The 23,469-nt window shown below is 57.4% G+C and carries 24 protein-coding genes and 1 pseudogene; 9 read left to right on the forward strand and 16 right to left on the reverse strand.

Features of this window, described 5'->3' with window-relative positions; genetic code table 11:
* Positions 1-272: 272 nt before the first annotated feature.
* Positions 273-503: a glycosyltransferase gene (locus tag QF092_RS16920; protein WP_281465739.1), complete on the forward strand. Its 231-nt coding sequence runs from the start codon at positions 273-275 to the stop codon at positions 501-503.
* A gap of 91 nt (positions 504-594) precedes the next feature.
* On the opposite strand, the gene QF092_RS16925 is transcribed toward QF092_RS16920, so the two are convergent.
* Genes QF092_RS16925 through QF092_RS16935 form a run of 3 tightly spaced genes read right to left on the reverse strand, consistent with a single transcriptional unit; the run spans position 595 to position 2,254 of the window.
* Positions 595-1,227, reverse strand: coding sequence for a hypothetical protein (locus QF092_RS16925; RefSeq protein ID WP_281465741.1), 633 nt, complete (start codon positions 1,225-1,227; stop codon positions 595-597).
* A gap of 2 nt (positions 1,228-1,229) precedes the next feature.
* The gene (locus QF092_RS16930) at positions 1,230-1,631 is read right to left on the reverse strand and encodes a hypothetical protein (protein ID WP_281465743.1); all 402 of its coding nucleotides are present in this window, start codon (positions 1,629-1,631) and stop codon (positions 1,230-1,232) included.
* A gap of 35 nt (positions 1,632-1,666) precedes the next feature.
* Complete coding sequence (locus QF092_RS16935) at positions 1,667-2,254, reverse strand: hypothetical protein (RefSeq protein WP_281465745.1); 588 nt, start codon at positions 2,252-2,254, stop codon at positions 1,667-1,669.
* A 902-nt stretch (positions 2,255-3,156) separates the two neighbouring features.
* Here QF092_RS16935 and QF092_RS16940 point away from each other — a divergent pair.
* The 3 genes from QF092_RS16940 (at position 3,157) to QF092_RS16950 (ending at position 5,471) form a co-directional block, all read left to right on the forward strand.
* The gene (locus QF092_RS16940) at positions 3,157-3,348 is read left to right on the forward strand and encodes a hypothetical protein (RefSeq protein WP_281465747.1); all 192 of its coding nucleotides are present in this window, start codon (positions 3,157-3,159) and stop codon (positions 3,346-3,348) included.
* Positions 3,349-3,639: 291 nt separating this feature from the next.
* Positions 3,640-4,761: an ERF family protein gene (locus tag QF092_RS16945; protein ID WP_281465748.1), complete on the forward strand. Its 1,122-nt coding sequence runs from the start codon at positions 3,640-3,642 to the stop codon at positions 4,759-4,761.
* Between the two features lie 20 nt (positions 4,762-4,781).
* On the forward strand, positions 4,782-5,471 hold the full coding sequence (locus tag QF092_RS16950; protein ID WP_281465750.1) for a hypothetical protein: 690 nt from the start codon (positions 4,782-4,784) through the stop codon (positions 5,469-5,471).
* A gap of 118 nt (positions 5,472-5,589) precedes the next feature.
* Here QF092_RS16950 and QF092_RS16955 read toward each other — a convergent pair whose 3' ends face one another.
* Positions 5,590-5,907, reverse strand: a complete 318-nt coding sequence (locus QF092_RS16955) for a hypothetical protein (RefSeq protein WP_281465752.1) — start codon at positions 5,905-5,907, stop codon at positions 5,590-5,592.
* Positions 5,908-6,263: 356 nt separating this feature from the next.
* Here QF092_RS16955 and QF092_RS16960 point away from each other — a divergent pair.
* Together QF092_RS16960 and QF092_RS16965 are read left to right on the forward strand one after the other, a co-directional pair.
* Positions 6,264-6,561: pseudogene (locus QF092_RS16960) on the forward strand (transposase); the annotation flags it as partial.
* A gap of 396 nt (positions 6,562-6,957) precedes the next feature.
* Complete coding sequence (locus tag QF092_RS16965) at positions 6,958-7,755, forward strand: 2OG-Fe(II) oxygenase (protein WP_281465754.1); 798 nt, start codon at positions 6,958-6,960, stop codon at positions 7,753-7,755.
* A gap of 99 nt (positions 7,756-7,854) precedes the next feature.
* Here QF092_RS16965 and QF092_RS16970 read toward each other — a convergent pair whose 3' ends face one another.
* From QF092_RS16970 to QF092_RS17005, 8 genes are all read right to left on the reverse strand, one after another.
* On the reverse strand, positions 7,855-8,850 hold the full coding sequence (locus tag QF092_RS16970; RefSeq protein ID WP_281465756.1) for a sulfotransferase domain-containing protein: 996 nt from the start codon (positions 8,848-8,850) through the stop codon (positions 7,855-7,857).
* A 57-nt stretch (positions 8,851-8,907) separates the two neighbouring features.
* A complete protein-coding gene (locus tag QF092_RS16975) occupies positions 8,908-9,534 on the reverse strand; it encodes a hypothetical protein (RefSeq protein ID WP_281465758.1) in 627 nt (208 codons plus the stop codon).
* A gap of 97 nt (positions 9,535-9,631) precedes the next feature.
* Positions 9,632-10,894, reverse strand: a complete 1,263-nt coding sequence (locus tag QF092_RS16980) for a glycosyltransferase family 4 protein (protein WP_281465760.1) — start codon at positions 10,892-10,894, stop codon at positions 9,632-9,634.
* Positions 10,895-10,902: 8 nt separating this feature from the next.
* The gene (gene xrtD, locus QF092_RS16985; RefSeq protein WP_281465762.1) at positions 10,903-12,471 is read right to left on the reverse strand and encodes a VPLPA-CTERM-specific exosortase XrtD; all 1,569 of its coding nucleotides are present in this window, start codon (positions 12,469-12,471) and stop codon (positions 10,903-10,905) included.
* Between the two features lie 196 nt (positions 12,472-12,667).
* Positions 12,668-13,051 carry a serine O-acetyltransferase gene (locus tag QF092_RS16990; RefSeq protein WP_281465763.1) on the reverse strand — a complete coding sequence of 128 codons (384 nt, stop codon included), beginning with the start codon at positions 13,049-13,051 and terminating at the stop codon, positions 12,668-12,670.
* A gap of 163 nt (positions 13,052-13,214) precedes the next feature.
* A complete protein-coding gene (locus QF092_RS16995; RefSeq protein WP_281465765.1) occupies positions 13,215-14,117 on the reverse strand; it encodes a glycosyltransferase family protein in 903 nt (300 codons plus the stop codon).
* Positions 14,118-14,157: 40 nt separating this feature from the next.
* A complete protein-coding gene (locus QF092_RS17000; protein ID WP_281465767.1) occupies positions 14,158-15,279 on the reverse strand; it encodes a glycosyltransferase family 4 protein in 1,122 nt (373 codons plus the stop codon).
* Entirely contained in the window at positions 15,276-16,346 is a 1,071-nt protein-coding gene (locus QF092_RS17005) for a glycosyltransferase family 4 protein (protein WP_281465769.1), read from the reverse strand. The genes QF092_RS17000 and QF092_RS17005 overlap by 4 nt, the downstream gene beginning before the upstream one ends.
* Before the next feature lie 842 nt (positions 16,347-17,188).
* Between QF092_RS17005 and QF092_RS17010 the strand changes: the two genes are divergently transcribed.
* The 3 genes from QF092_RS17010 (at position 17,189) to QF092_RS17020 (ending at position 19,499) form a co-directional block, all read left to right on the forward strand.
* Positions 17,189-17,776, forward strand: a complete 588-nt coding sequence (locus QF092_RS17010) for a VPLPA-CTERM sorting domain-containing protein (RefSeq protein ID WP_281465772.1) — start codon at positions 17,189-17,191, stop codon at positions 17,774-17,776.
* 259 nt (positions 17,777-18,035) lie between these two features.
* A complete protein-coding gene (locus QF092_RS17015; protein WP_281465774.1) occupies positions 18,036-18,788 on the forward strand; it encodes a hypothetical protein in 753 nt (250 codons plus the stop codon).
* 3 nt (positions 18,789-18,791) lie between these two features.
* Entirely contained in the window at positions 18,792-19,499 is a 708-nt protein-coding gene (locus QF092_RS17020) for a class I SAM-dependent methyltransferase (protein WP_281465776.1), read from the forward strand.
* Between the two features lie 44 nt (positions 19,500-19,543).
* Here QF092_RS17020 and QF092_RS17025 read toward each other — a convergent pair whose 3' ends face one another.
* The 4 genes from QF092_RS17025 to QF092_RS17040 are packed head-to-tail and all read right to left on the reverse strand — an operon-like array spanning position 19,544 to position 23,406.
* Positions 19,544-20,881 (reverse strand): oligosaccharide flippase family protein, encoded by a 1,338-nt coding sequence (locus QF092_RS17025; RefSeq protein ID WP_420026476.1) that lies wholly within the window; start codon positions 20,879-20,881, stop codon positions 19,544-19,546.
* Positions 20,878-21,855 (reverse strand): glycosyltransferase family 2 protein, encoded by a 978-nt coding sequence (locus tag QF092_RS17030; protein WP_281465780.1) that lies wholly within the window; start codon positions 21,853-21,855, stop codon positions 20,878-20,880. Before QF092_RS17030 ends, QF092_RS17025 begins: the two co-directional genes overlap by 4 nt.
* Positions 21,852-22,400 carry an LbetaH domain-containing protein gene (locus tag QF092_RS17035; protein WP_281465782.1) on the reverse strand — a complete coding sequence of 183 codons (549 nt, stop codon included), beginning with the start codon at positions 22,398-22,400 and terminating at the stop codon, positions 21,852-21,854. Before QF092_RS17035 ends, QF092_RS17030 begins: the two co-directional genes overlap by 4 nt.
* A complete protein-coding gene (locus tag QF092_RS17040) occupies positions 22,393-23,406 on the reverse strand; it encodes a glycosyltransferase (protein ID WP_420026477.1) in 1,014 nt (337 codons plus the stop codon). Before QF092_RS17040 ends, QF092_RS17035 begins: the two co-directional genes overlap by 8 nt.
* Between the last annotated feature and the right edge of the window lie 63 nt (positions 23,407-23,469).

Below are 23,469 nucleotides of genomic sequence, written 5' to 3' on the forward strand. Positions count from 1 at the left end.
TGTCCGTGGAGGACCCCAACCACCGAGCCTGATCTGCGCTGAGCGCAGGATGGGTCCAGCGCGCAGAACGGATCGATCGCAAGAGACGGATGAGGCAGATTGACCCTGTTCCGGTCCAACTTTGGATGAAGCCAAAGGCGAGACAGGTTACGCCGAGCGTCAGGTCTGGGCCGGGCGAAGGGCAGCCGAGCCCTGGCCTGGGTCACTCGAACTGCGCTGCGCTGCGTTGGGGCCATAACGCCAAGACAAGGCATAACGCCGACTGTGACGTCTTGGCGAAGGTGGCGGGGCAAGGCGCCTCGGCGGGGGAGGCGTCGCTTTACGCGCGGGCCAATGACCCTGTGGATTTCGCCGAACGGGTGGTGGAACTGATCGCCGGCCCGGCGCGGGGGGCAGAGATGGGGCGCTTGGGCCGGGCGCGGGTGCTGGAACGGTTGAGCTGGGAACATTCGGTGCCCGCGCTTCTTGCGGCCCATGAGCGGGTGTTTCGGGCTCGGGCCTGAGAGTGGTTGAGCCTTTTGGGGCCGTCGTGGCTTGTTTTCGAAAAAAACAACCTTAGAGCGATTGTTATTATGATGAGCAACCCTTGGTGATTTAAAAGTCATCATCGTCCACCCCTGCCATCTTGGTGCGGATGGGGGCAGCGCTTTCATTCCGCCGCGCTATTTCCACCAAGGCGTCTGCGAAGCTGTTCTTCCCCCTCCGCTCTGGCGCATAGGTTGGATTAGTAATGATCCGCCCGACCGAGGCGAGGGCTTTGCCTTGGCTTGAGTTCACTTTGAGGCCCGCGCCCGAGCGGGTGACGCCATCGCTGGAATGGGTGCTGAAGTCGAGACAGGCGACTTCGCTGGGCGTGAGACGGCCGAGATCGACGCGGGTCTCGCCGGTGAACGGGTTCTGGGCGATGGCCTTAGCGAGGGCGGCCTTGGGTTTGAGGTGCAACTCCTGAACAAGTCGCTGGGTGGTGAGGACCTCGGCATCTCGGGTCTGGAGATACTGGATGCGGGCCCACATCGCCTTGACCGACAGGAGCCGCCCGGCGGCGCGGATGGCGCGGGGACGCGGATATCCGGCCTCAATGGCGGCGGCCCTGGCATTCGGGATCAGCGCGAAGGCCTTGGCGAAGGTTTCATGTTTCTCGCGTCGCAGGGGATCGGCGGGGTTCTTCTCGGAAGGATTCCGGCCCCTTTGGAAGGCGGTGGAAGATGCTCGGTACCGTCTTGCCATGATTATCCCCTTCCTTGGTCGGTGAGAGCGCCAAACCCTTCGGCGGTGTTCAGGATTGCGATCCGGGCCTTGCGAAGCGTGGTCAGGCTCTGGTTCTGGTAGCGCAGCAGTCGGGTGAGCTGACTGAGAGCTGCTTGGATGGTCGTATCGAGGGCCGTATCCGTTTGGAGAAGTGCTGCGGCGAGGAGGGTCTCAAGCGCGCGGGTCTCTTCCAGAAGTGTGGCGCGGCAACGCGCGGTCTGACGCTCGGCCCGCATCAGGTCATCCGCCATGTCTTCGCCAAGGCGACCGGGAAAGCTTTGCATCGCCAGAACGGCGAAGGGCGAGGACGGCGCGGTGGGCCGGTCTTGCCGGAAGATGCCATGGGTCACGGCATTCTGTGCGGTTGCGCGGGGCTTTGCCATCTGTGCCTCTTTGGCCTTCGTCATCCTCTCGGTCTTCAGGACAGGATCTCGGCCTCTTGGATCTCGCCGCGCTTGCGGCGCTGCCGGAAGAACGCGGCGCGTTCGATATCTTCGAGAAGAAGACGCGCGCGCCGGGCGAGGTGATCGCGTTCCCGTTCGAACTCGGTAAGCTGCGACAGATGGTCGGCCATGCCCTTCGAGATCGCCTCGTCGATGTCGATGCGATGGGTGAGGAGCACTTGCTGCGCTGCGGGATCACCCTCAATCCAGCGCTGGACGATCAACTGGGCCTCGAGGTCGACACCGGCCGTATCCAGCCCTGCGCGCGTCCGCTCTTGCATCAGGGCGTTGGAGAGAAGCCGCCAGATCTGACCCAAGGCAGTGCTGCGTTCGATCTGGTCGCGCATCAAGCGCAGGCGACGCCGCTGGCATTCGACCTCGATATAGTCCTCGATCGCGCTTTGCTCGATCGCCGAACGGGAGGTGAGCTCCCGGCGCAGGGCCTCGGCCAACTCCTGCACAGAAGCCTCGATGCGGCTCGCCGGCAAAGGCGCGAGGGCGCGGCGGTCAACGGTCGGGCTAGAGACGGTGAGAGTGGTGGAGCGGGGGGTGATCTTGGGCAAGGCGGGCCTCAGAGCGCAATATGTTGTGCTTAATGTGTCATGATTCGTATAAATACACAATATGTAGAGCTTTAGACGATCCGTACCTCCTGGGTGGCCCGCATTTCTGCTGTCGCTGCGAAATCAGCAGTCGGCTCGGTTTGGACCGGTCGGCTGGTGGAGGACATCCTGCGCAGGTTGGCGCTGAGCGTGCAGGACCTCGGCTGGCGATGCGGCCTAGCTTCGCTTCAGAAACCCGCGCGGACGCGTGGGGCAGGGAGGATGGGAACCTCGGCGTCACCAACCGCGGCCCGCATCGCCTTCGGCAATGGAGTGGGCGGAGGATGTGAAGGGCTTGTGTCGTCCTGTCAGAAGCGTGCCCTTGTCGTCGTTGGAACTATCTTCCGATACGAACGTTGGAAAAGGATGTCCGAGGTCTCAGCCGAACCGAGCAACCGCGCCAACTGCGCGCTGGTTGACGGCCAACGCCGAAGGGAAGCATGGGGCGCCCGGTTCAGTCGGGAACCGCGTGGGCCCGCCTCTGGCCGAGGTCCGTCCTTGAACTTAGTACGAAAGACCGGAGCGGCGACGGACCCTTGCCAGTCGATCGGTTCTGAACGACTCATCCCTGATGATCCGAGGTCTTTGGCGAGGGAAGGGTTCTCAGCGCAGTGGATCGGATAGTCCGCTTGCTCTCTTGATTGGGACGCGATGGCAGGATCGGGAGTTGCGGTTTTTTGACCACGCGGTCTCCTCGCCGTACTTGGCGGAGCGACGAACCGGCGTCGCCTGCGAATAAGCGGGACAGGGCGAAGATCCATCGTGTCCGAGGTGTTCCCATCACGAAACGAATTCCAGCAGCACATCGCTTGATGATCGATCTGCGTCGATCTCATCGCCGAATGCGGGGAATTGTCCCGTGAATGAATCTTGAGATTTGGCATTGCTACGAACAGCCGAATTACGGGCATCGTCTTGTTGTACTGTCAAAAATGAAAAAGGGCGATGCTAACGCCAACGCCAATTCCGATGCTAATGATAAAGGCCCCACCTTCACCCCGAGTTTTGCCCTCGAATTGGCTGTGTCGGAGAAAGATTTAGGGCGATTTTGTTAGAACTTGTTTCGCACTGACGCATACGTCCTCGTGAGCAGGGGATTATCCACAGAATATCTGGATTTTCCTTTATTTTCATTGGTCTAATGGAGGATCGCGGGGTATTATTAATCATCAAGAATTACGGTCTGGATAGAGAATCGCTCGATCTGCTTTCAAAGGCTTTGCCGATGGCCCGGCAAGGCGGGTGGCGAGGCATGCTCAATCCCATCTTATCGACTGGAAGGGCAAAAGATGCTTGCACGTGGATCAGAGAATTTGGGTGCCGCTATTGCGGCGCAGGATGGTTTGATGGCCAGTCGGGCCGCCATCGAACAGTCGCTTCCAAATAGGTCACCGTTAAATCAGGCGCCGCCAAATCAGCTGGCGTCAAATCAAACGCTGTTTCCCAAGGCGCAGGTTCTTGGGGCGGTTGTTCTGGCTAAATCCAAGATCCGGCGGCTGACCAAGGCAGACCGGAACCTTGAGGAGGCTTATGCCTTCACCTCGATCGACTGCTTCCTTGAACATATCAATCCGATCTGCGTCGAAGCGGGCCTCGTGATCTTGATGGATGAGGTGGCGGTTGCAGATGGTGGTTCAGGCGCGTGGCAGGGTTCGGAGTCTTGGCTGCGGATCACTTATGACATCACGCTGGCCCATATCTCGGGCGAGACGCTTGGGCCGTTTCGCCGTCACGTGGATATCGCCCGCTCTGGGCCACAGGCTTTTGGCGCGGCGCAGAGCTATGTCTTGAAGCAGTTCCTCAGGGCGCAGTTCCAAATCGCGACGGGGGAGGCGGATGATCCAGACTTTGGAACGAAGCCCGCCGGTCGAGCGTCCGCGCCTGCACCTGCGCCCGCGCCTGCACCCGCCCGGGCCGAGATCCAAGCGCCGCGGTCTGACAGGGTCGAGGCGGATGACCATGCCATGGAGATCATGGCATTGCGGACCTGTGCGCAGCGGGTCGCGGAGGCCGCCACTGGCAGAAAGCTTCTGAGCATCCTTGCCGGTCTGGCAGATGAGATGATTGCGCATCCGATCTTGCGGGCGGCACGCCTGCAGGCTCTGAGCCGGATCGTTGCCACTGCGCCGAGTGTGGCCGCGCTGGAGAAGCTGGAGCAGCACTTTGCGGGCGACTGGGCGCATGTCGCGGATGAGGCGGCGCATCGGAGGTCGCAGCTCGATCTCCTCGACAGTCTGGCGGAGGAAGAGCTTGTGGCCGAGGCGGCGCGAGAGAAGCGGGAGGTCGCGGCGTCTGGCGAAGGAGGGGTTGCGGCGCCTCCCGTCCCTGATCTGGGAGATCCCGCATTAAACGCAGCCACGTCTGGAGCGCCCGGAACGCTTAAGACGCTCACTCCCGCAATCCCCGCCCCATCGATCCCCGACGCGTTCGACTTTGGTGACATCCCCTATCATGAGGCAGCCGAATGAAAGACCTCTCACCCCCACCCATGGGTCATAACAATCCGCCGGAAGAGCCGGCCCGCAGCGCGGCCATTCTGGCACCCTTCAACGCCTATCTCGACGAGGCGGCGAACTGGCTTGATGGCATTCCGGTCGAGACCGAGGATCAGCTTGAGGCCGTTGATCTGCTGCTTGCCAATGTCAAAGCGGCTGAGAAAGCCCTGCTGCAAGCGCGGGATGCCGCGACGAAGCCGCTCCATGACGCCTGGAAGGCCGAACTGGCACAGTGGAAAGCTGCGGCGGACGATCTTGAGCGGCTGAAGAAGGGCCTCGCTCGAATCGCCAATGACTTCAAGGTAAAGCTCGCCGATCTACGCGAAGCGGAAGCGCGGCGTATCCGTGCCGAGGCCGAGAAGAGCATTCAGGCAGCAAAGGCGCTGGCGCGGGATGCTGATCCTGCCGACATCTATGCCATGCGCACCGCCGATGCCGCGCGCCGCGAGGCGGAAGAGGCAATGCGGGCTGCCCGCCACATCGAGAAGACCCGCCCCAAAGGCATCCGAACTGTCCGGAAATGGGCCTATATCGACGCCGAAGGTCGCCGATCGGCGCTCCACTGGATCGCCCGGCACGATCGCGATGCCATGACCGAGTTCATCGACAGCTACGTGGCGCGGAGTTTCCGCAACAAAGACATCGATGGTGTAAAGGTCTGGGATGAAAGAGAGGCGTATTAGGGAGGGTCCTTGGCTCGCCCCTTGGACTGCGGATCACGAGGGCAGAGGTTGGCGATAAGGCTGTCAATAGAGGCTTTACCTAGCTGGCCATCTGCGGCCTTGGCGTGAAATCAAGGCGTTAATCTTCGAGTCGCCCTTGAAGGAGAAGCCTGCGCCGGACTTTCCGTAAGTCGATTTTCGTACGGCCCGCCGTTGGCTGAGGCGTGGCTGATGGGCGGGGGCGAAGGCGGTCTCGGTTTGGGATGACGCGACGGCCGAACAGGACCTTGGCCAAGGCCGCCTTGTTGACGGCGAGACCGCTGGTCTTGAAGACGACGCCACCGACACCGGCGCCGATAAGATCGTTCACCAAGGATCGATCATCGCCGATGAAGACGGGGATGTGGTTGCCCGGCACCTTTTGCTTGATGGTCTTCACCGAGCTGAAACCCATCATGCCGGGCATGTGCAGGTCGAGGAAGATCGATTAAAAGGCCGTAGGTACTTCGTCACCACCGCGTCGAGTGTCGCGGATTAGGTGGCGCATCGGAGATCGCAACTCAATCTGCTCGACAATCAGGCAGGGGAGGAGCTTGCGGCTCAGGCGATGAGGGAGAAACGGGAGTTATCGGCGTCAGGCGAGGCTGGGGTTCCAGCACCGCCCGTTTCCGATCTGGGAGATCCCGTATTGAACGCAGCCGCGGCTTGAGCGCCCGGAACGTCCGGTAGCCCACTCACGCAATCCCCGCCCCTGCGATACCCGACGCACTCGACTTTGGTGACATCCCCCACGCATTCAAGAATCTCGACGCCGCCGAGCAACGAATAAAGGAAGGCAAATACGCCGCGCGATGGAAGCGACTGTTATTCCGAAAGTTCCGCGACAATGAGGTACGGCATCAACTGCATGCCTAGGTTTCATCCGTGCCACTTTCCTGCGGAGCACTGATCTACTTGAGGCGATGGCCGACTGGCCGCGCACTCGCCTACAACTGATGCTGATCAACATCTGGAGCAGGTCGTGCGTCACGCCCCGGCTATCACCTTGCCGCCGGTAAAGGCCGTGGTCACCGCCCCGATTGCGCGCGCCTTCCTAGTTGCCAAACGCTGACCGCCAGCGCAGCCGCGATGCCCGTGAGTGCGAACCAAACCCAATCTGAACTAGAGCGGCAGCACGGGTCTGTCCGAGGCGCTCGAAAACACTCTTGGGCGAGGAGCCTGCCGTATTCTGGCCCGATCCTCCCTGTTTCAACTCTTTACGCGACCGCATACGTCCTTCGGGGCTGAAAACGCTTGTCCAGCGCACAAATTCAGGCGACCTTACCATCGTACGGCGGACCAATTGGGTATTGTCTGCTCATGAAGGACAGGCAGCGAATGATAAAAGCAAATAATGCATCTAATAGTTGTTGACGGCCCCCTATGTATACATCGTCGTAATAACATTACTCTACAAAGTGAGTCATCAATGCAGTCTCCGATCTATCCGATAGACCCGGACACCCTCATGATCGAACATGCCGTTGCAAAGGAAGTCGGCAAACGTCTGGCCCTTGAGTATCAAGGAAAGAGACCTTTCGATCATGGCTGTTTCGATAATTTTCTTCCCATTAAGCTTATCGAAAAGGTACGCGAAGAAGCCTTGGCCATGGGACAAGCTGATCCGCAGAACATGAGTGCGAACGAGCGGCTCAAAACGTCGTTCAACCCTGACCGTATGCCGCTTTACACACGTGCCGTTTTCAACGCGCTGAACAGTCGTGCGTTTCTTCAGTTTCTTGAGGAAATGTCTGGCATAAGGGGCCTCATTCCTGATCCATACTATATGGGTGGTGGGATTCATAGAACCGAAACAACCGGCATGTTAGCAATTCACGCTGACTTTACTCATCACAGTCTTATGAACCTTGAACGCAGATTGAATGTGCTGATCTACCTGAATCCAGAGTGGAAGGAAGAATATGGTGGAAGCTTTGAGGTTTGGACAGACGATATGTCCGAGAAGGTAGCAAGTTTTGTGCCAGTTATGAACAGGATGTGTTGTTTCTCGACCGGTCAGAATTCCATGCATGGAAATCCAGAACCCGTGAATCATCCCGACGGAGAACCACGCTTATCCATCGCACTCTATTACTACACTGCAACCTGGGAAACTGGTCGTGTAGCGCAGTCGACTGTCTTTAAACGTCGCCCTGGGACAGCGGATGCATACAGTTCAGAGGCGATATTGCGGGTTATCCGCGAAATAGTTCCCCCAATCATTTATCGTAAATCAATGAATGTCTTTCGCAGATTGCGACGATAGATCCAAGATTAACTCGTCGCTTGAATAGAGTTGGCTTCCTTGTCGAACGAGGCAGGTATGGCGCGTTTGCCGATGCTACCGCCGAGGCGGGATGGGTAATCAGTCGTTGATCAACTGGTCGAGTGTGGACCCGGTTAGCACGTCCTTGATCGCGCTTGAAAGAAGGTCATTTGGAAGAGCTTGTTGGTGGGTTGACTGAAAGAGCTCGTTAACTACCGTTGGTCTTGTTGGTCCGCTTATCTCCCTTTTGACACCAATAAAGGAGAGAATTTCTTCCGCTTTTGATTTCTGATCGCGCGTCACTTCATCATAGTCAGTTATGATGTATGAGGAGCTGTGCTTACGGGCATTGTATACTGCCTCATTTGCGAGACGCCATGCAAAAAGATTGGCGCGAATAACTCTCTCAAGCTGTGTCAAGCCTTTATTTTCAAAGGAGGCATATCTGGCCTTCCCCCATTTTTCTAGGTGGGAGTTGATCTCGGCTTCAAGAAAATCCAAGTTTCCACCTCTAAATTCGAGGCAGTAGCGGTTCCACCAGCTTTGGAGCATCGCGCTTGGTTTTCGGAGATTGTGTATGATCTTTACTTCTGGAGGTGTTGCCGCCACTTGCTCTGCGGTTGCTAGAGAGGCACTTATCTTAAAGACAGGAACAACAGTTTCGTTCCAGTCCTTTCGGAACACTTCTAATGGAATATTCCATTCGGGTGTCTTTATGTTTAACACTATTTCCCGCAATGAACGATGTGCGCATGTGTGTCTGTAAACGACTCCGATGAAGGGCTTGAGAAAACGCTTTGGGTTAGTCTTAAACCGATCGCGAATGCCATAACATTGTATGGCGGCTGACATGCTCTGAATTAGCGCCTCGGCATTTCCTTGACTTGCAGTTGATACTAGGTTCCGCATCGGACTAAAACTTTGGCAGTACTCATTAGGCTCATTCCTACAATGCGTTTCACTTGCGAGATCAGCTATATCAAGAATTCTGTTTGAGCCAGAACGACCTGACGAGAACACGATAACTTCACGACCGGTCAGACCGGTGCCGCTGACTGTGTATTGGTCCTGAACTTTGTGATCTGGTTTTGCCATGATGGGCCTACTTGGTCCTAGGTTCAATCGATTGGTATTTTACGGCCGCGCGAGATTTTACAAAGATGCGGAGCAAAGCATAATGGCCGAGGTTGTACAGATTTCGTTCTTGATGAACTTAATCGGCAGGTGACGCATTTGCTTTCTCAGCACTAGGGGAGTCTGTGCAATCCAATGCCGCGTACTGACGACAACTATGACTTTAGTGGTGTCTAGGAGCCATCCCACATTCAGGATGATAGAAAGTATGAGGCTGCGGCTTATCGATATTCGCCCGAGCTGGCGGTCGGCTTCTTGGTTTGTTGGCATGTGTTTCGAGGGTTGAAACCGCAAGGGAATAAGGGGGAAAACGGCCAACAAGTGGCATTGGACGATGTTTGCTTTGGCTTCGGTGGATGTTCGCCCGGGCTGCCATCCACCCAAGAGGTGCAAGCCGAGGCAGGCTGTCAAACCACATTCATTAACTGGCATTTGTGTGAAGCGATAAATCAGTAGCAGTTCGGTGAGTTGCGTAAGGCGAACCTTGCGGAAAGCGGGATACGCTAGATAGTCAATTTGAGTATGAATTAATGTGCGCGCCGCGCCGGCCCAGATTAAGGCGATGCCGGAAAGGCCACAAGCCGGACGGCCTGACGACAGGGTTATTCCTGCTACCATAGACGCTGCAAGTCCAAGTTCGAACACATCTTCGAAGCCGCGGGTCCGCTCATTATAGCAGAGCGTAAGCTTTGCCAGGTGTTAGACCACCGTTGATTCGTTCTCATTCTTGCCAACACTCTGACTACCCACCCCAGCGCAGCACATTCCGGTAGTGAAGCAGGATCGCATCGATCTTGGATGGCCATGTGAAATGGTCAAGAACGCGCTGTCGTCCGGCTTCGCCCAACTGCTGGGCGAGGGCTGGATCGCGGGCGAGGCGTTCCATTGCGGCGGCAAAGCCTGCGATGAGGGCGTGTTCGGATGTGGGTTCCACAAGTAGGCCTGTTTCGGGCGTGATGTAGTCAAGCGGTCCACCCCATGCGGTGGCGATGACCGGATGGCCGATTGCCATGGCTTCCAATATGACCGCCCCGCCGCATTCGAAGACGCTTGGCAGGATGAGGCAATCTGCCTTGGCCAACATTCTTGCCGCTTCCGATTGTTCGCGCCAACCGGCGAAGGTGATGCGGTTGACCGTGCCCGTTGTCTTGGCGAGCAGCTCGAGCTTCGCCCGCTCGGGTCCGTCGCCGATTATTGTGAGTCGGACTTCTGGCAGATGTGGCAAGGCAGCAAGCGCCTTGATCGCGAGATCGACACGCTTCCAGTCAACAAGGCGGCCCATGAAGACGACATTCAGGCTGTCGGCCTGTCGGAGGTGGGTTTCGTGAGGGGGCAACCAAAGATCAGGGTCTATCCCGTTCTCCACAAGTTCGCGGATTTCACCGCGTGCTATCGGGGGAAGGCCGCGCCGTGTTCTTTCATTGGCGACAAGAAGGAGCGCTGCATGTTTTTTTCCGGGCATCAGGTGGTGCAGAAGGTCAGAAAGCATGCGAAAACCGTCGAGAATGCCCCGAAAAACGGATCGACGACCGCTCCCATCCCCAAGGCCAGGCGGATAGGTCATATGCCCGTTCATGGGGCCGATGACGACGGGGACGCCTAACCCTGCCATCAGGGATGGCTCTTTGGGCGAGACGGGAATGGGTTGGTGGACGATGTCGATCCCGACCCGTTTGATCAGGTCTTTTGCCTTTCGTCGTGCTGTCAGTTGCGTGTGCAGGCGGCTGAGAAATCCGGCGCTGTGATAGGCGAGTTTTGCCGGAAGGAACCTACCCGACCGCCACATCAACTTGTGAAACCAGTCGTCTTCGACAAAGACCACGCGAGAAATGTCCGGGCCCAGTCTTTCCTGTAACTCAGGCCGGGTGCGGGCGTGCACGATCATCCAGCATTCGACGCCCTTCCGGCGCAGCCCCATGAAGAAATGCAGAGGCAAGGCGGCCTCACCACCGAAGCGCAGGGATGCATGATCGGCAACAACAAGGACTCGCGGGTTTGTCGGCACGTCTGGCCCTAATCCGGAATGAAGTCGGAAATCACTGGTTCCAGCCCGCGCACCACGTCAAGAAGCCGAGCCTCGGCCTCGGCATCCGTGTCGTCCGGCCCGATAGGTGTGAGAAGACGGACGATACCGCCATCCCGGCGGCCATGGACCGTGCCGTCCCAGAGCAAGGTGAATTTCGAGCCTGAATCCCAAGCGATGCGACGGCCATTCTGTTCGAACCAATAGATGCCCATCATGCGCTGGGTGCCGAATTGGATGACCATCATGTTGGCCATGAATGGTTGAGTCAGCCCGATCTTGGGCCCGATGTCTTGACGACGGATGTATTCGAATTCCCACCCCGCGCTGGGTAGGCATATTTCCGGGCTGTGCGCGCCGCTTTTCGTTTGGTCCGAAAACCACGCGACGAAAAGATCGACCTCTGCGCCGTCGCGCGTCATGACGGCGGAGCGGTAATCATCGGCATCAAGGATCGCCGCGACCTGAGGGTCCATCGGGCGGTTCCGCCCGACCGCCCAGTCACCCACCCGCGCCGGGAAAGCGGCAAAGGCGGTGCGATCCGGCACCACGGTGCGCCCTCCGGGCGAGATCTGCCATGCGATGGAGGCCAGAGCCGTGACCACTGCAGCAGCGGCCAAAGCGCGGGACGGTTCGATCAGAAACAGCCGCCGGGATTGTTCGACCAGCCCTGAAAATTCCAGATCCATCGCGTCGATCAGGCTGGGCCTGCCCGGACGGAAAAGAAGAAGGATGCGGGCCAGCGCGAAGAGCAGAAGGACGCAGAGGATGAAGATCACCCAGCCTTCGAAGAAGTGCGAGAAGCCTTCCAGATGGCCCTCTCCGAATTCCTGGACGATCAGCCCTGCCAAGGCGATACGCACCGAATTCATCAGAACAGAGATCGGCGCGGCCGAGAGCAGCAAAATCGCCTTATGCGTCATCGGACCCTGAAACAGCACGGCAAAGATGTAGGAAAAGCTGAGGATAGGAAAAAGGTAGCGCAGGCCTGAGCAGGCCTCGGCCACGTGGAGTTTGAGGACGCCGAGGTCGATCACGTTGCCGTCGAGGAAGACAGGCACGTTCATAAGCCTGAGGAACCAGACGCCGAGTTCGGACGAGATAAACTGCAGGTCGGTTGAAACCTTGTAATAGAGCACACCCGGCAAAGGCAGCATGAAGGCCAGGTGGACAATAGGAGGCCAGAAGCGGCGCCCCTGTTCCCAGCCGAACGAGATGAGAAGGACGGCGCCGATCCAGAGGATGAGCGCATAGGCGGTGACATCGCCGATATCGGCCATCTTTCCGAAAAGGGCGAGGATCAAGGACAGGACCATCAGAAGAAGGCCGGGCACCCGGTTGACAGGGCCGGTGATGATGGGCTCGTCCTTCAGCTGGCGCAGGAAGAGGATGGCCGAGAGAACGGGGATCAGTGGCCCGTGGCTATACTCGGGCTGCTGCCACGCGATGAGGAGCGTCTCGATCCCATGCCAGAAGAAAACGCCCGCCCCCAGCGTTGCGAATGCAAGCCAGAAGATGCCAGCAGGTCTTGGGCCGTCAATCGCAGTATAGGTTGTCACGGATGGCCTATCGTTCATATGCCTGTTCGCCGGCCCAAGGGTCAATTCGGTAGCAAGTGTTAACGAATGCGGCTGCACCTGGCAAATACGGTCTTGTGACGATGGACGATGGTGGCGGGGCTTAGGGCACTGGACGAAGAGTTGCCTGAGTTGTTTCCTTGGGCCGCGCGACCGCATTCGCTAAGTGCGGTCTTATCTATGTCGCCGTCCCGCTTTGGCTGTCGGGATGTGATTTGGTGATCTGTCTGGCGGGGATGCCGGCGACGACCCCGTGATCCGGCACATCCCGGGTCACCACCGCGTTTGCCCCCACCTGGACGTGGTGCCCCAACTTTACGGCGCCAATGATCTTTGCGCCTGCACCGATGTCGCAATGGCCGCCAAGTTCCACCGGACCTGCCAAGGTCACCTGATGGAAAATGAGGCAGTTCGGGCCGATCCGGGACGCGGGATGTATAATGATCCCGGTGGGGTGGGGCAGCACAAGGCCACCTTCGATATGGCAGTTGAGATGAATTTCGGACTGGGTGACGAGGGACCAGAACCAGTGGTTTGCGACCCAGAATTTCGATAAAAGCAAGGCGAGTGGCGTCCCGCGCTTTTTCGCCGCCTGATATCTTCGAACCGCGCGCAAGAGTTTGCGGCCCGGGTCCCAGAAGCGGTGAATGCGCTCTCTGTTCCAGTCAGGCTTTGTCGCTGAGACGGCATGAGAGAAATTTGCGGGGTCCATTTTGTGTCTGTTATCAGGGGGTGTTGCCCGACAAAGCCAGTTCGGAAGGCTTACCTGTCAATTCTAGACACATTTTGTCTAGCCGTGCTAGAAGCTCTTCCTGCCGTTGCAGGAGCACACGCCGGTCAGACAAGGTATGGCGATCATCCTGGTCAGCCTTCGAGATTAAATGGGCCACGATCTCAATCTTGACCCGTTCCTTAAATCGTCCTTTTGTGCCTTGCACTTGATCTGGTAATGGAAGGCCCTTCCAGGGATCAAAAGATACGCCGAGAGCAGAGCAAAAATCCGTCCACTTGAAAGCATGTGTCCGCCCTTCATTGGAGAGGCTTGTAGCAGAAATTGGGCGCCACGGAATTCCATAAGCGTCCGCAAAGATTGCCCCATGCATACTTTCACACCAGACCCGTGAACATAGTGTAAGTTCCGCTATGAAACGCTCGACAGGTAACTTCGGCGAAATCACCCGCCAGCCAAGTTTATTAGCAACTTTTTGCCACGCAGCCTCAGATGCCGTGAAATAAGGAACGATTCCGACCGGGTCAGATTGGATGGCCGTGGCTGGGTGAAGTCGCGGAGCAAGAATGGCTGGATCTGCAACGGCAGCATCAGTGGCGAGGCCCGCGGCATATGCCGTCAAGTGACCACGAACACAATACACTTTCCACTCTGATGAATTCATGTTGGGCAAAGAATAGGGTCTGCGAGCGCCACTGCCAAAGACAGCGCAGCCTGTTATTGACGCATCGTGAACTTGGGAAAAGATATCCTGAGAAAGTATTGAGCCGACGCCGAAGAGCAGAATGTTCCCATCATGTTGCAGCCGATCCCCAAGCGCACGAGAGAACAGCCATTCGCTAAAGTCGTCACCAACATTCCGGTTGGGGGCTTTAAATGAAACTAACCTAAACGGCATTCTTATCCCTTTTGTTCGCGGTAAAGATGGGGCTTCACTTCTAGACGAGAATCCCACGCTGAGACAGGAGGTTGTGCAATGTTGCCGAGATAAGATCTGGGTGGATCTGCGCGCCGAAAAAACGACAGCTTTCGACAAGTGAGTGGTAGGTTTGGGGCGTCATGTCCCTTGCGACACGCAGAGCGGCTGTCAAACCATCATGCTTTTGGGCGTCATAGATAAGTGGTAAGCATTCTTTAGGAACAGAATCGTACATTCCACCTAGGTTTGGCGCAATGACGGGGACCCCGAAGCCCATGGCAAGCGCAACCGCCCCCGATGTCAGGCTTTGCCTGTAAGGTAGGACAAGGAAATCTGTGTTTGCGAAAAGTTTCGGGACTGCCTCATCTGGTATGAAGCCAAGATGCAATTCGAGACGAAGGTTCTTTTTATAGATATCAATCGGCAGGATAACATCAGGACTCGGTTTACCTGCGATGGTCAGCATATCAAAGCTGTTAGTACCAAGTGTGTCTAGCGATTCGGCTAGTCCCTGATAATCTTTGTAAGCTTTTATATGCCCGAAACAAAGGAGTCTGCGGCGGGTTGTCTTCTCGGCCCCTGACGGGTCTATCTGAACATCCTGATACAGCGGTGCGTAGCTCGGGTGCTTGACGACAATAATGCGCTGAGCATCTACTCCAAACTCTTTGATAACCACGTTCTTAGCCGCCTCGGAATGGACATGGACAAAATCTGCCATTTGTCGCAACATTTTGCGAATATCTTGGATACGGCGAAGGTCCGGATCACTCAGGTGAAGTCCGTCGTCATGAACGGTCCAAACCAACTTGCCACCCTTGGCCGACCAGCGATCGAGACTCTGCATATAGCTGCGATAGCTCGCCTCCAACTCTTTGGTGGAGGTGCGACCCCAGCTGAAACTTGCTTCGGAATGGATCCACAACAAACGACCCTGTGCGGGCAGACGGGTGAAAGCGTCAAGTTCCCGAATATCGGACATTGGATAGGGTTTGTCTCTATTAGAGAACTGCCTGTAAAGCATTTCGGAATATGGGTTTTCATGGATCCAGACGTGAACACCGAGACGTGGGCGCCGGACGAGGATATCGGTGCGGCGTCGCAGCATGCCAAGATGAGCGCGGAGGTTTGCGCCCATCATTGAGTATACCTCTTTTCCAACATGCCGATGATCGCGTCACTCCATGCTGACCAGGTGAGGTGCTGCCTGAAATGTTCGAAACTGCTTCGGCTCAGGGCTTCATACTCCGTTTGGTCGGAGGACAGTGCAATCAATCGATCCGCATAGTCGGCGGCGTTTGCATCTGGTGAGACCATTTCTCCATTCCGTCCTTCTTGGACAATCGACGGGATGCCGCCGACATTGGTGGTCAGCACAGGAATGCCGTAACTGTTTGCTTCGGCCAGAACCATCGGGGTGCAGTCGGCGCGGGTCGGCAGGAGAAGGAAGTGGGAACGGTTCAGAAGATGCTCCAGAATAAGGCGGTCTTTGCGCAGGTTCTTGTTCAGGTAGCCGTGATCGACCACAGTCGTGCCGCGCCCAATGGAACCGGCATTCGTGCCGACGAGGTGGAGCTCTGTGGCTATGCCGCGACGGTTGAGTTCGTCTGTTGTGGCGACTGCGATGTCGCCGCCTTTGCGTGCCCAATCCTTGCCGATGAACAGAAGGCGAAGCGGGTTTGGAGGCGGCTTCGTCGGTGGCACTGTCGGAAAAGTTTCGAGATTTGCCCCCCAGGGCAGGGACATCATTTTCGGTGCATAAAGTTCGCCAAACTCTGCCAGCGCCCTTTTGCGCATGAAATCGGACGAAAACAGGATGATCTTGGCGCAATCATAGGCACGGCGTTCGTTTTCGATGGCCGTATCCGGTATGTCGTAGCCGTAGAACTCTTTAAGAAAGCCGGGTGTTGCATCGGTGCAGTGAATGATCGGCACATGCGTTAGCGGGCCGTACTTCACGACAAGGTTCGTCGAGACGAGCGACACGATTGCGTCGAACCTATCGAGGACGGAAGGATCAAGCAGAGCAGCATTCGCCGCCTTTCGCCAGAAACGGTCGATGATGGGGCGGGGGCGGCGGTGCTTGCCTAGGACCTGAAGGCTACAGGATGGGTTTTCGGACAGCGCCCGCCACATGAAATGCGCCGTGCTGCTGAAGGCATTCTTGTCGAAGGGATTGTGGTTTGACAGAAAGCCGAGCCTTAGCATGGGAATGCATCTTCCTGCGCGCTCTTTCTGCCGAATGCGAGGAAGAACGAGCGGACGCCCGGCTTGATGTTGGTATCCAGTCGGGTCGGACGGGCCGTGTGGAGGGGCAGCAAGACTGAACGTTCTTTCATGGTCGCTGGGGACTAAGGTCAGTTTCGGCAAGCCAACTGCACGGCGCGTGGCGGTAATATCGATTAATGTCGGTTGGGTGGTCAAGGTCGTCGACTGTTTGAAAGCGTTCGGTCGGGGTGGGAGGTCTGGGCAGCCATGTGCGACTTCGTCCGGTCTTTACATAGCCTCGCCGGGAGCGGCTTTGCGAAAGGGGCGGGCGGTCGCCTGGGCCAGGGCTGTGTCACAGGTATGGGCATGGCTGGGCAGGCAAGGGATGCCCAAAGTAGGCGAGAGGCGTCTGGTGAGCGGATCGATGAGGGCTGGTGTGAAGGCAGGCTGAGTTGGGGAAGGTCGGGTTGCGATTCATTGCGATCTGACCGGGGGAACGCAGGGCCTGCCCTTGATCCTGGACCGAGTCCGTATCCGAAGAACTGATTCGCCGCGGGGCGATGAGTGCGTAAAAATTACGTAAATCGCGTTGTTTTTTGCGGGTCGGGAGTGCGGAGCTGCGCAGAGTTCTATCCTTTGCGTGAAGTATGTGCGGTTTCGGCAACCTTAGGGTGCTGAGCCTTTGGGCTTTGGTCTGATAACCAGCCAAATGGGCAGAAATTCCTTGCCTAAAGTACGTAGTTAATGGACTTTAACTGGAGAGGGCGGTGCTTGGACCGCTATGGACGGCGAAGACTTTGGCTTGTGGTGGGCGGTCGTCCATCTGCTCATGGGGGTTTGAGATGTTGAAGAAGCTTTTGGCAGCCGGTGTGCTGGCGGTGGGCATGGGTTCCGCGGCCTCTGCTGCGACCGTGATCTTTCAGGATAACTTTGACGGCGAGGGCTACGGGCTGAACCAGGGTCTGGACAACTGGGCCGTTTCGGATGGCACTATCGACGTGATCGGTACCGGATTCTTCGAAATCGCAGGTCCTGGTATCTACCTTGACATGGATGGATCGACGAGAAATGCGGGGCGCATAACGACGCTTGCTGTATTCAATGTCGTCGCCGGCGAGGCCTACAGCTTGGCATTCGACTATGGCAAGAACGGCACGGGCGCAGAGACCCTGAGCTTCGGCTTTGGTGGCTGGACGAATAGCCTTGCGCTTGCGGCGGGGTCGTTGGCGGGCTTCAGCTCGGTCGTCTACAATTTCACTGCTTCGGTTACTGGGCAGACCAGCCTGTTCTTCGAGAACTCGGGCGGGGACAATCAGGGTGCGCTGCTGGACAACGTTTCGCTGTCGGCTGTGCCGCTTCCAGCTGGCGGGCTCATGCTGATCGGTGGCCTTGCCGCACTGGCGGCCCTGCGCCGTCGGAAACTTTCCTGATCGGTCATAGGGATCAGAGGGAAATGAAGAATGGGGCCAGCACGGCCCCGTTTTTTTTGAAGTCGGTTCATTTGCATTCAGCTTCGTGCTGCCTTCGGTGATGCGCGATGTTGGCAACGCTACAGGTTATGGCGTGTTTGATGATCGTCGATGCGCGTGCCACTGGATGGACCGCTTCAGGTGGGTATGCGAAATCGCGTAACCCCAAGGCATGGTTCAGCACTTTGGTTCGTGAGCGGTCCAATCGAAAGTCGATGAATTGGCAAATCACCGTCATATTCTTCTGATCACATCGACTATAGCGCCGTCGAAGGACACATTTCAGCTTGTCGTGCTAGATGCCGAGGAGCGGTTCCGGCAGTACCTATCGGCCTTTCGTTTCTATGTGTCGCTGCTGGCCACCGGGACTTTCGATAAGATCGTCTACATGGATAACTCTGGTTATCCGCTGGATGCGCTGGAAAAGGTGGCGCGGGAGAGCGGTGTCGCCCACAGGGTAGAATTCCTTTCATGTGTTCAGGGATTTCCTGGAAAGAATTCTCGCTACTTTCTGGAAATGAAGCTGATTGATCGCGCGATGGCCGAGTCGAAGTTTCTGAATCTTGACCAGCAGGCGATCATCTGGAAGGTAACCGGGCGTTACATAATACGAAACGCGGCAGCACTGGTTGCGAGTTGGTCGAAGGGTGTGGATTTATACCTTCACCATCGGAATGTTCCTCATCCCGTCATTGATTTCTATTTCTTTGGGTTCGTGCGTTGGTCGTATGACCGACATATTGGAGCGGGTATTGAACAGTTCGAAGGTGTTGAATATGGCGAGATGATCCTAAGGCGGCGGATCGACGGAGGTGACTTCGGACGCGTCCGCATCCAAAAGCGATTCAAGGTGACGCCACGACTTGAAGGGACGCGCGGGATAGACGGCTCATCCTATTCAGGTCCAGCATATCTGTCGCGATACCTTGTCCGCAAGATCGCCAATGTGTTGGTGCCAAACTGGTGGATATAAAGGATGGTGAACCATCGCAACGCGTATCAGTATCTGAAGAATTCCGTCCAGAGTGAGACGGTTTCGCTTGCTCCGCCTTCCGCCAGGCGCGTGCTTGATATTGGTGGTGGCACGGGTCAGTTCACTTCGATCATCATGAAACGATGCGGGGCGCAGTTTGGGGCTGTCGTCGATGTTTCGGAAGAAGCGATTAATTCGCGGGTCTCGGCTGTGGATGTCGGAGTGGTCTTGGACGTTGAACAGGAAGGCGCGCTTGAGCAGTTCATGGGAGAACATGGCCCGTTCGATCTTGTACTGTGCCTTGATGTCCTCGAACATCTCGTTGATCCTTGGAAGGTGGTTGAGCGCCTTCATCATGCATTGCCTGACGATGGATACATTCTGGCGTCCATTCCGAATGTTCAGAATTACCGCGCTGTCCTGCGTTCCTTTCTTGGAACTTGGCATTATCGAGAGAGCGGTCTTTTCGACCGAACGCATCTGCGGTTCTTTTCACGTCGATCGGCGCAGGCGTTGATGACGGGATCTGGTTTGGAACTCGTCGCGCGGAGTGTAGCCTACGGACCCGCCCGGCGGGATCGCCTGTTATCAAGACTTTCTTTTGGACTGTTGGACCCTTGGCTGGCCATGCAGAACCTTCTGCTTGTTCGCAAGAGTGGCGACCATATTACCCCTGTCGGCGTCTTTGGGCGGAATATTCCCGGCGCATAGCATTCAGTGTCTCGAGTGTGTGGCGGCTGTCGGCTTCCGTTTCGTTAGAACCCTACCAGTTCCACTGCGAGGACGAGAACAAGTCCGGGCCATGCCAAATCCATCAGGTTTACCGATCTGGGCAGATGGCCGTGCAGGCGGAAAAGTAGAAACGGCGCCTGCACGAGCGGGTAGAGCGCATAAGCGAGGATGAGGCCGACCACGCCCCCCGTCCAATATCCGAGGGGCAAGGCGATGACGAGCGCCACGCTGCGTATCGATGAGGCGATCCCAAGGGCGCGGCTGTCGCCAAGGCTCATCAGCAATTCCGTGGCGAGATTGTATCGCGCGGAAAGCACGCCAAAGGCGGTGAGTGACAGGAAACTGGCCGCTTCTGAATAGGTGTCAGTGTAGAGCAGGTCGATGAGCGGCGATGCCCCGAAATGCAGGGTGGCAAAGACAGAGATGAGATAAAGATCAGCTAGCCACTGCAACTTGCGATATACGCGCGGTAGGTCGTGGCGCCGGGATAGGGAAATTTCACTGAATGCGTTGTAGCCAATCCGTCCCTGTAATGTACTGAAGAGCATCATTCCGAAACCTAGCCAAGTCACAGCAATGATGTAGAGGCCGAACTCCGTTGGCGTGAGGAGTGCCGCAAGGATGAACTTTTCGGCATTTGTGTGGAAGATAGACAAAGCGGAGGACAACATGATCCAACGTCCGAACTTCCAAAGACGCGCTGCTATTTGCGGGTCAGCGTTCCAGCGCATTGGAGGACCCGGATAGCAGAGAAAGCTGAGAAGGACATCCGCAATCGCGCCGATGATGATTCCGATGGCGATAGCCCAGACCGATCCGTTGAGGTAGGCTGCGCCAAGGGTGGCGAGTATGGAGATCAACTGCCCTGACAATTTCACAGTCACGATGCGGCGGTAGTCCATCCTGCGGTTGGCAAGATCGGAGTTACAGCTGAGCAGTCCGCTAGACAGGGCGACGAAGGCCGTGGTCGCGATTAGCCCGGGAAGAAGGGGATCGGCATAGACGCTTTCCGGAGCGGCGAAATGCGGGCCTAGTAACCACAGCAGGATTGCGGCGACGCAAACGCCCATTGCGATGATGAGGCCCCGGAGCACTTTTACCCGCCATGCGGCTTGTAGAAATGCTGGAGTGTCGCCATCCGGTTCCCGGATGATGCTGCGGTTGATACCGATGTCAGAGAGCAGTGAGAGTGCTACGACAACCGTCATTGCAAGGCCGATAAGGCCGAAAGCTTCCGGTGCGAGAAGACGCGTGAGCAGCAGGTTGCTGCCCAATCGCATCGCGCTTGATGCGCCGATTTGGAACACGGTCCAATAAGCGGTGCTACGGGAGCGTGCGGTGAGGGACGGACCGGCCGTCATTTATATTCGATCAACTTGGTACGGCGACGGATGAGCCGTGCGACGTGAAAACCGATGACACCCTGTGCTTCGGCGAATTTCGAAACGGTGAGGAGGATGGCCGCTTCACTTGCCGGTCGTGTGAACCCCTCCCTTGCGGTCAGGCGCAGGACTTGGGCCGGGTATGCGGCTGCCAAGATTGCGCCAAGGACGGGATGGATCAGAAAACACAAGGCAGTAGCGAGGGGCAGCGTCATCCCCCAAAAAAGCGCGCGCCTTGTTTCGCGCAGGTAATGGCCCTCTGTTCCGTTGCGGTGGCGCCACTGGCCTTCGGCAAAGGCATGACCGGCACGCCGCGCGCGACGCCAGAACTGTGAAAAGCGGGTTATGGCTGCATCGTGGAGGACCATCTCTGCATCCAGCCTTTCGATCTGCCAACCCTTTCGGCGCAGGCGTAGGCACAGGTCGGGTTCCTCGCCCGCGATGAGATTTGGATTGAAATGGCCCACGGAAGCGAGGGCCGCATAGCGCGCGAGGGCATTCCCCCCACAAGCGGTGGCGATGCCGATAGGCGTGTCCCATTCTCTATCGCAGAGGCGGTTATAGGGAGATATTTCGGGGAACCGTTCCCGGACTCGTCCGCAGGCTATAGCAAGTCCGTGGATCGTGGCCATATGGGCAACCGCAAGGCTGATCCAGCCCTGATCCAGAGCGCAATCGCCGTCGATCAGTTGCACGAACTCGGGCGGTTCGGCTTCTAGCGCGGCAAGCCCTGCATTCCGGGCGCGGGCCGCCGTGAAAGGTTGGTCTGATGAAAGGCGAACGACTATAGCACCGCGCGCTGTTGCCGCCTCTGCCGAGCCATCGGTTGAGCCGCTGTCGACATAGACGACGCGTGAAATCCCGGCTGCGGCAAGGCTGTCGAGGCATCCAAGAAGCCGCGTGCCTTCGTTGCGGCCGATGACAACTGCAGCGAGCGAGGGAAGATGCGTCATTCTTGACCAAATTTACGCGCCGGCAGGCCTGCCATGATGGCCCCGGCAGGAACATCTGCTGCTACCACGGCATTTGCCCCGCTGACGGCCCCGTCCGCGATGCTGATTGCACCGATCAGGACGTCACCCGTACCGATATCGACACCGTTTCCGATGCGGGGGCGATCGAATCGGGGTATGCTGAAGGTCGTGTTCTGGCGGATGATCACGTCGGTGCCGCTGCTTTTGGCAATCAGGATCATGCCCCCGAAATGTTCAATTTGCACGCGGCGCCCCAAGCGCACTGTGTCGGGCACATCGATCCAGCAAAGCCATTGAGTGAGCTGAGCGCCGATGCCGCAGACAAGGGAAAACGGGATACACAAGGAGCGAGAGAGAATGCCCATCCGCCAATTTCCGAAGTGGTGCCAGAAGACTTCCCAGAAGCCCTGAGAAAAAGGGGCGCGTCCATGCGTCTGGAAATCTTCGCGCAGTAGGGCGAGAAAACCGATGCCTTCTGGACTACGATTTTCGCGGCCTAGGGGAAGGTGGGGGGCTTCAATCATTGAACGCCTGCCTGGCCCAGAGCAGGGCTGGGAAAACGCCGATCACAAAATCTCTTAGGTAATAGCGAGGATGGACGGATTCGACGCGCCTTAGACTTGCCTGCAAGAGATTCAGGGTGATGCCGGAAACATGGGCGGTGGCGGCGGCGAGGGCGCGCGGGAATGTCCCGGCGCGTCTGTGGTACAGTGACCAAGATCGAAACCAATAGGCTGGTTTGCGTCTCTTCGTGCCGGGCTTTACCCCAGTTGCGGCGCCTTCGACATGACGCACACGGGCAGACGGAAGATACCAGATCACGTCGCCCCTTTCCCGAAGACGGCGCATCAGATCCACCTCTTCGAAATAGAGAAAGAAGCCCGGGTCGAAAAAGCCGATTTGCTGCAGGGAGGTGAAACGGAAAAGCACCGCTGCTCCGGAGACCCAATCCACCGGGCCTTCTGGGTGGTCTGGTGACAGGGGAATGCGGTGTTTGTGCAGGATACGGCTGACGGGGCCGAAACTTGCGGCTGACTCGAATTCGCCAAGAACCGAAGGGAAGCGGAAAGCGGCGGTCACAGGCCGCCCGTCAGGTGTTGAGATGCCCGCCCCGACGCCCACCACATCAGGGCGGGCGTCAAGCAGCGCGGCCATGGTGGCCAATGCACTTTGTTCCAAAATGGCGTCCGGGTTGAGCAGCAAAACGTAGTCGGGGGAAGTGGGTTGGTCTGAGAGGGCGCAAAGTACGAGGTTGTTGCCACGCCCAAAGCCATGATTGACGGTTTCAGCCCAAAGCGTGACGCGGTCCTGCCAGCCACGAGCAGTGATTTCTTTTTCGATCGTTTGGGCGTCATCGCCCGGTGAGGCATTATCGACGATATGCAGGTGCAAGGCTGGTGGCAGAACGGCTTGCTCAAGCACGCTGGCGGCGGCGGCGAGAGCAAGTTCTGCCGTGCCGTAGTTCACGATGATGACGGCGAGGGAGGGGGATGGCGACAGCATGTCCTCTGCGGTCTTGAAGCCGTTCATGCTTGCAAATCTGTCTATTGCCTGAGGTAATGAGAATTAACCGCCTTGGGCGGGGGATCACAA

The organism is Fuscovulum ytuae, assembly GCF_029953595.1.
Lineage (GTDB): Bacteria > Pseudomonadota > Alphaproteobacteria > Rhodobacterales > Rhodobacteraceae > Paragemmobacter > Paragemmobacter ytuae.